The sequence below is a fragment of the Moritella dasanensis ArB 0140 genome (assembly GCF_000276805.1).
GTDB classification, from domain to species: Bacteria; Pseudomonadota; Gammaproteobacteria; order Enterobacterales; family Moritellaceae; genus Moritella; species Moritella dasanensis.
The window spans coordinates 1-6,450 of sequence record NZ_AKXQ01000049.1; the positions used below are offsets into that span (position 1 = coordinate 1).

A 6,450-nucleotide genomic window follows, 5' to 3' on the forward strand; every position below is an offset into this window, starting at 1 on the left:
CACTTTCTTTTTCACTTACACGTATCTTTGGCATACGCTATTCGTCTTCATCTACACTTTCTTTTTCACTTACACGTATCTTTGGCATACGCTATTCGTCTTCATTTACACTTTACTTTTCACTTACACGTATCTTTGGCATACGCTATTCGTCTTCATCTACACTTTATTTTTCACTTACACGCACCTTTCACGCACGCTATTCGTCTACACTTACACTTTCTTTTTCACTTACACGCATCTGTCACATACGTTATTCGTCTACACTTACACGTATCTGCCATAGTACGTTCTTCACTTACACTCACTTACATATCGCAGAAGGTAGTTGGTATATAATATCCGTCGACCTAATTACAAATATAGTACACCATTATTGATTTGCCCTTAAATTAACGAAAATAAATGATATAAAATTAAATAAGCGCTAATATTTAAAATAATAAGCACCCTTATCAATTCCCCCTTTGACACATTAAATATTTGATACTATTCTACATTCTCTAATTTTATGGCCACTAGTCATAATGGACATCAACAGAATTAAATGTATTAAGGAGTATACATGCCTCAAACGAGCTTTTCGATGAACCCACTGGCCCAACTTGGCCGCGCTGTTATCTCGTTACTCCAAGGTTTTGGTAAAGCAACACTGTTTCTATTACATAGTATGATACATATTTTTTCTCGCCCTTGGCAGTGGCGTAGAGTAATTGAACAACTGTATTTTATTGGCGCAAAATCAATTGTAGTGATTTGTGTCACTGGTTTATTTACCGGTATGGTGTTGGGATTACAAGGTTATTACACCCTCTCTCAATTTGGTTCAACTGGCTTACTCGGTTCTGCAGTCGCGCTCACCCTTATTCGAGAATTAGGTCCGGTATTAACTGCCATTATGATCATCGGCCGAGCGGGTTCTGCAATGACCGCAGAAATAGGCATTATGCGAATATCGGAACAAATTGATGCACTCAAAACCATGACTATAGACCCAATCCGATTTTTGGTCAGTCCACGCATTATTGCTGCGCTTATTAGCTTCCCACTATTAACCGCTATCTTCGATACTGTTGGTATTTTTGGTGGTTACCTGACTGGTTCTCAATTATTAGGCATTAATCCTGCAACTTATTTTTATCGCGTCGAAAATAGTGTGATCATGGCTGATGTCGCAGGAGGTTTTATCAAATCAATTTTCTTTGCCATCACGGTCATCGCAGTTTGCTGCTATCACGGTTATTATACTCATACCCGACGTGATAATTTTGGTGCTAAAGGCGTAGGTCTATCAACAACAACCGCTGTTGTACAAGCAAGTATATTTGTGCTTGTTATTGATTATATTTTAACGTCGTTTTTATTATAGGAATATTATGAATACGCCACTGATTCAGTTTTGTAATGTTAGTAAAAAATTCGGTACAAACACCGTCTTAAATAACATCAACCTCAGTATTTACAAGGGTGAAATCACCACTATCATTGGCAAGAGTGGTGAAGGTAAAAGTGTCTTACTTAAGCATGTTATTGGCTTACTTAAGCCCGATTCGGGCTCGATACTTTTTGGCGGAAAAGCCTTTTCAAAGCACTCTTTAGTAGAGCGACTTAACTTAAAAAAGAAATTTAGTTATATGTTTCAAGACTCCGCATTGTTTGATTCGATGACGGTATATGAAAATATTGCGCTACCATTACAGGAAGCAAGTAACTTAAGCAAAGCGGAGATACTGCAACGGGTTGAAATGCGCATGACACAACTCGATATTATGGGCACTGAACAACAATACCCAGGGCAACTGTCTGGTGGTATGCGTAAAAGAGTCGCCCTCGCTCGTGCACTTGTTACTGAACCAGAAATAATTTTATTTGATGAACCAACGACAGGACTAGACCCAATACGTAAAAAGGCAGTTCATCGGATGATTGCAGACTATCAACGCAAACTTGGTTTTACCGGGATCATTGTCAGCCATGAGATCCCAGAAATATTTAGTATTTCCCAACGCATCGCATTACTTAATAAAGGTGAGATTATTTTTCAAGGTACTCCTGAACAATTAAATAATGATGACAATCCCGTTATTTCAACCTTTATCCACGGTCATGAGTCATCATTACTCGATATCGATTAACATAAAAATTTGGAGCTATTATGAAAAAATCATCTATTGAAACCTCTGTCGGTCTATTTGTACTAATAGGCATACTGTGTGTTGGTTATCTAACAGTTAAACTCGGGAAAATGGAGTTGCTAGGCGATAACTATTATAGTGTTTATGCCGATTTCAACTCTGCCACAGGTTTAAAAGGTGGCGCAAATGTCGAAATGGCTGGCGTTAAGATAGGTCAAATTGAAGACGTCGTATTATTACCCAATATTAAAATTGCGCGTGTAAAGCTAAAAATTGACAACGATATAAGCCTTTCTGTCGATGTGATCGCATCCGTTAAAACGGCAGGTTTACTCGGTGATAGATACTTGTCTCTGACCCCTGGTGGTAGTGATGAATATCTAGCTGCGGGTGAGCGTATTGAAGAAACAGAGTCTGCACTTGATATTGAAGATCTCATCAGTAAATATGTATTTAGTAGTGAAGGTGAATAATTACGGCACCAACGCGACGCTATATTCGAAATTTGTATCATGAGGCATTCTATGAAAAAAATTATTACGTTATGTATTTCAGCACTTTTACTATTAACAACCGCAGTAAATGCGAATACCAATAACATTAACCAAGCGACGGCATTGATTGACAATGCGATGACAAAATCGTTAAACATCATTAATGATCCCGCGCTGACAACTGAAGTTAAACGTGAACAGCTCTGGCCGATTGTGACAGGTCATTTTGACTTCACTTTGATTTCGGAGTTAACACTGGGTAAATTTTCAGCGGGTGCAACCAGTCCGTTAGGTGATTACAGCGATCGTCGCTTTACGCCTGAACAGCAAGCCAAGTTTACCGATGCATTTACCATTCACTTGGGTAACTTGTATTTGGACAGACTAAATAACGACAGTAAGTTCTCGGTGTTGTTAACTAAGTCCTCAGCAATGAAGCCGATACGTAATATGCAACGCGCACGTGTTAATAGCTTAATTAACAAGAAAACGGCTATCGACTATTCATTGCGACTCAAAGATGATGGATGGCGTATCTATGATGTTAAAGTTGAAGGTCGAAGCCTTATTAGCTCATTCCGTAAAGAATATTCGGCACTATTATTAAAAAATACCCCAGATGAATTATTAGCGCTGCTTAATGATAAAAACTTAGCACACACGGACAATAATGCTGAATAATAATGCCTCTCCGTATTTAGTTAAACTGCCACTATCACTGCTCATCTTGATGATGAGTGGTTGTGTCAGTTCAAAAAGTAATACCGAAAACAATACCGAGCCGACGCCTATATCGCCAATTGTCATCTCTGAATCTGAATTTATTGAAGATGATGGCTTATTTGATGATGCACAGTTTGATGATGAGCCACTTGAAGATGACGGCTTGTTTGATGATGGACAGTTTGGTAATGAAGCATTTGAAGATGATGGTTTATTTGCTGATGATGACGATGATTTATTCAGTGATGACAGCCCTATTGAAGTTGTTGAACAGGTGGAAATATCAGACCCTTTTTATTATTTCAACAAGGCCATGTTTCATGTCAACGATAAGCTCTATTTTTGGGTGTTACGCCCTACGGCTAAAGGTTATACAGCCATTACGCCACAATTTTTTCGTGTTGGTGTAGCTAATTTCTTTCGCAATATAACCATGCCGATCCGGTTTACCAGTAGCTTACTGCAAGGTGATTTTGAATCGTCTGGTACAGAACTAGGTCGTTTTGCTGTCAATACAACAGTAGGCCTATTAGGTGTAATGGATCCTGCCGACGATTATTTTGATTGGCAGTCAAACAACCAAGACATGGGCCTGACATTAGGTAAATACGGTATTGGTAATGGTCCTTATATTGTCTGGCCAGTCTTTGGGCCATCAACCTTAAGAGATACAGTGGGACGTAGTGGCGATTACTTTCTCAGCCCATTAACCTATTTACAGCCTGACAAACTCTCGATTTCAGTACAAGCCGTTGAAAAAATTAACAGCACTTACTTTAGTCTGGGTGACTATGAAGCCTTTAAACAAGCTTACATAGACCCTTACGAACGGATGAAAGAGTTTTATATCGAACATCGTGCCGATAGAGTCGCGGAAGAATAACGAGCGCGATAAAAAAACGAGGCAAATATGCCTCGTCTTAATTAACAATTAACAATTAACAATTAACAATTAACAATTAACAATTAACAATTAACAATCGTTAATTATTTGGCTAATCGTTTCTGCCATTTCGCTTTGGCTATTTTACGCATATCGACACTGGTATCACTTTCATCGACAATTTCTCGACCAAGAATGGTTTCTAAAATATCTTCCATGGTGATAATACCTAACCAAGTTCCTAGTTCATCATGAATACTCGCCAGATGATTTCGAGAACGGAGCATATCATTAAAGACATGTTCCGCGTTTTGCGTCGGTAAGTACACTTCAAGTGGCTTAGCTAATGCGAGCAGTTTAGTGTCACCATCATGATGTAAAATATCTGATTTATGCACGTAACCAAAGAACTCATCATCAGTCAATAATGGTAAACGGCTAAAAGGAATGTTGCTAATTAAGGCTTCAAAATCATTCACATTCATATCGGCATCAACACACGAGACCACACCACGTGGTGTCATAATGTCTTTCACTTTAATGTTGTGAAGATCCAATATATTACAAATAACCCGACTTTCATCGTCATCAATTTCATTCGTATCTTTTGCGACATGCGCCATCGCTATAATTTCTTCGCGCATATCAATGTCATGACTATGACCTTTGCCAATGCGACGAGTGATTTGTTCTGACATAAAGATGAAAGGTTTTAAGCAGAAAATCATCGTATTCAAGATACTGACACTTGATGGTGCCAGTTGTCGCCAATAAGTTGCGCCCATTGTTTTAGGGATAATTTCCGAAAGAACCAAAATTAATACCGTCATGACAGCAGATGCAATACCTAAATATGCACTACCATACATTGCCGTTACTTGCGCACCTACACCAGCAGCACCCGCAGTATGGGCCACCGTATTAAGTGTTAATATTGCCGCTAAAGGACGATCGAGATTATCTTTTAACTTAGCTAATTTTGTTGCAAGCTTAGGGTCTTCACGTTGTGTTTTAGCGATATAGCTTGGCGTCATACTTAGCAAAGTAGCTTCTAAGATTGAACAAAAAAACGAGACCACAATGGAAATCACAGCGTAAATTATTAACAGTGTCATTATTACCTTCTATAAGAATATTTATGAGGCTAATAATTATCATAAAGCGATAATTATAGCAAAAGAATACAATGTAATTTAGCGTAAACTTTTCTGAGGCAGGACTAATTATTCTTATTTTCAACCACTTGGAAAAACCTCACTCTTATATTTTCAATTCGAGACAACAAGTCATTCACTTCTCTGCGGCCGATATCAGCCCCTCGTGCATTTTCAATTGCCTTATTATTATAATCGAGTTCATCATCATCGAAGCAGTGCTCACTGATCAGCTGCCATAGTTGCTGGGTATTATCAAATTTAGCGTCTAACTTCTCCACATCAACATTGAGCTGGTCTAACTCTTCAATGGCTAATTTCGCAGCCAATAATTGTTGTTCACCCTCGTTGACGGCTGATGAATTCATCTTATTCAACAAGACGTTATAGCGGTCAATGTGACCATTAAGCAAATCGATATTGTGGGTGTAAAATTGATAAGCATCCTGCCAATTTTTACCACTACAATAACTACCCTGCGCTGTCGATGTCAGTAACAATAAGATAATTAGTAAACTATATTTCATTACCAACTCCCACATTTATGATGCGTCATTATCAGTAATTAAAAAATCTAACTCGATTAAAAGTGCAGAGAAAGTGTACTGTTCGCCCCATTTATTCTTTTCCCTGATATAATTAACCCATGTTATGAAATATTCCGTCATTCCTTAAAGGGTAAAAATGAAAAAAACGTTTGTATTGAACCACCCAAAAATCGTTCCAGCTCGCCAAATTGAATCTATCAAAAGCGAAATCAGAAAATACATCAAAAGAGAGCGTAAAAAAACGCTACCTAAAGGCGTAGATTACTGGGACTTTGATTGTAAGTATGGCTTAACAGAACAAGAAGCGCAGGTTATTCACCTATCAGAAATCAATAAATCAATTGATAGCGGTGACCTAAGCAAAGACGCATCTTTCTATATCGAAATTTTGGTAAAAGATGGCATTCGCGTGATCAATGAAGAAGACGAAGATTTAGATTACGGCGAAGAATAATATTATCAGCAGCAGGGAGTCTCGGTACTCTCTGCTACTATTTCCTATTTCCTATTTCC

The 6,450-nt window shown here is 38.2% G+C and carries 8 protein-coding genes; 6 read left to right on the forward strand and 2 right to left on the reverse strand.

The features are described 5' to 3' along the window. Window positions 1-565 precede the first annotated feature (565 nt). The 5 genes from A923_RS0121710 to A923_RS0121730 are packed head-to-tail and all read left to right on the forward strand — an operon-like array spanning window position 566 to window position 4,235. Window positions 566-1,369 (forward strand): MlaE family ABC transporter permease, encoded by an 804-nt coding sequence (locus tag A923_RS0121710; RefSeq protein ID WP_017223787.1) that lies wholly within the window; start codon window positions 566-568, stop codon window positions 1,367-1,369. 7 nt (window positions 1,370-1,376) lie between these two features. Next, entirely contained in the window at window positions 1,377-2,135 is a 759-nt protein-coding gene (locus A923_RS0121715) for an ABC transporter ATP-binding protein (RefSeq protein ID WP_017223788.1), read from the forward strand. 20 nt (window positions 2,136-2,155) lie between these two features. Continuing rightward, entirely contained in the window at window positions 2,156-2,608 is a 453-nt protein-coding gene (gene mlaD, locus A923_RS0121720; RefSeq protein WP_017223789.1) for an outer membrane lipid asymmetry maintenance protein MlaD, read from the forward strand. A 51-nt stretch (window positions 2,609-2,659) separates the two neighbouring features. Further along, entirely contained in the window at window positions 2,660-3,310 is a 651-nt protein-coding gene (locus tag A923_RS0121725; RefSeq protein WP_017223790.1) for an MlaC/ttg2D family ABC transporter substrate-binding protein, read from the forward strand. Beyond that, the gene (locus A923_RS0121730) at window positions 3,300-4,235 is read left to right on the forward strand and encodes an MlaA family lipoprotein (RefSeq protein WP_017223791.1); all 936 of its coding nucleotides are present in this window, start codon (window positions 3,300-3,302) and stop codon (window positions 4,233-4,235) included. Before A923_RS0121725 ends, A923_RS0121730 begins: the two co-directional genes overlap by 11 nt. Before the next feature lie 104 nt (window positions 4,236-4,339). Here the strand turns inward: A923_RS0121730 and A923_RS0121735 are convergent, their stop codons facing one another. Further along, window positions 4,340-5,350 carry a CNNM domain-containing protein gene (locus tag A923_RS0121735; protein WP_017223792.1) on the reverse strand — a complete coding sequence of 337 codons (1,011 nt, stop codon included), beginning with the start codon at window positions 5,348-5,350 and terminating at the stop codon, window positions 4,340-4,342. A 104-nt stretch (window positions 5,351-5,454) separates the two neighbouring features. Next, the gene (locus tag A923_RS0121740) at window positions 5,455-5,916 is read right to left on the reverse strand and encodes a hypothetical protein (protein ID WP_017223793.1); all 462 of its coding nucleotides are present in this window, start codon (window positions 5,914-5,916) and stop codon (window positions 5,455-5,457) included. 157 nt (window positions 5,917-6,073) lie between these two features. Between A923_RS0121740 and A923_RS0121745 the strand changes: the two genes are divergently transcribed. Continuing rightward, window positions 6,074-6,391 carry a DUF6172 family protein gene (locus A923_RS0121745; protein ID WP_017223794.1) on the forward strand — a complete coding sequence of 106 codons (318 nt, stop codon included), beginning with the start codon at window positions 6,074-6,076 and terminating at the stop codon, window positions 6,389-6,391. Window positions 6,392-6,450 lie beyond the last annotated feature (59 nt).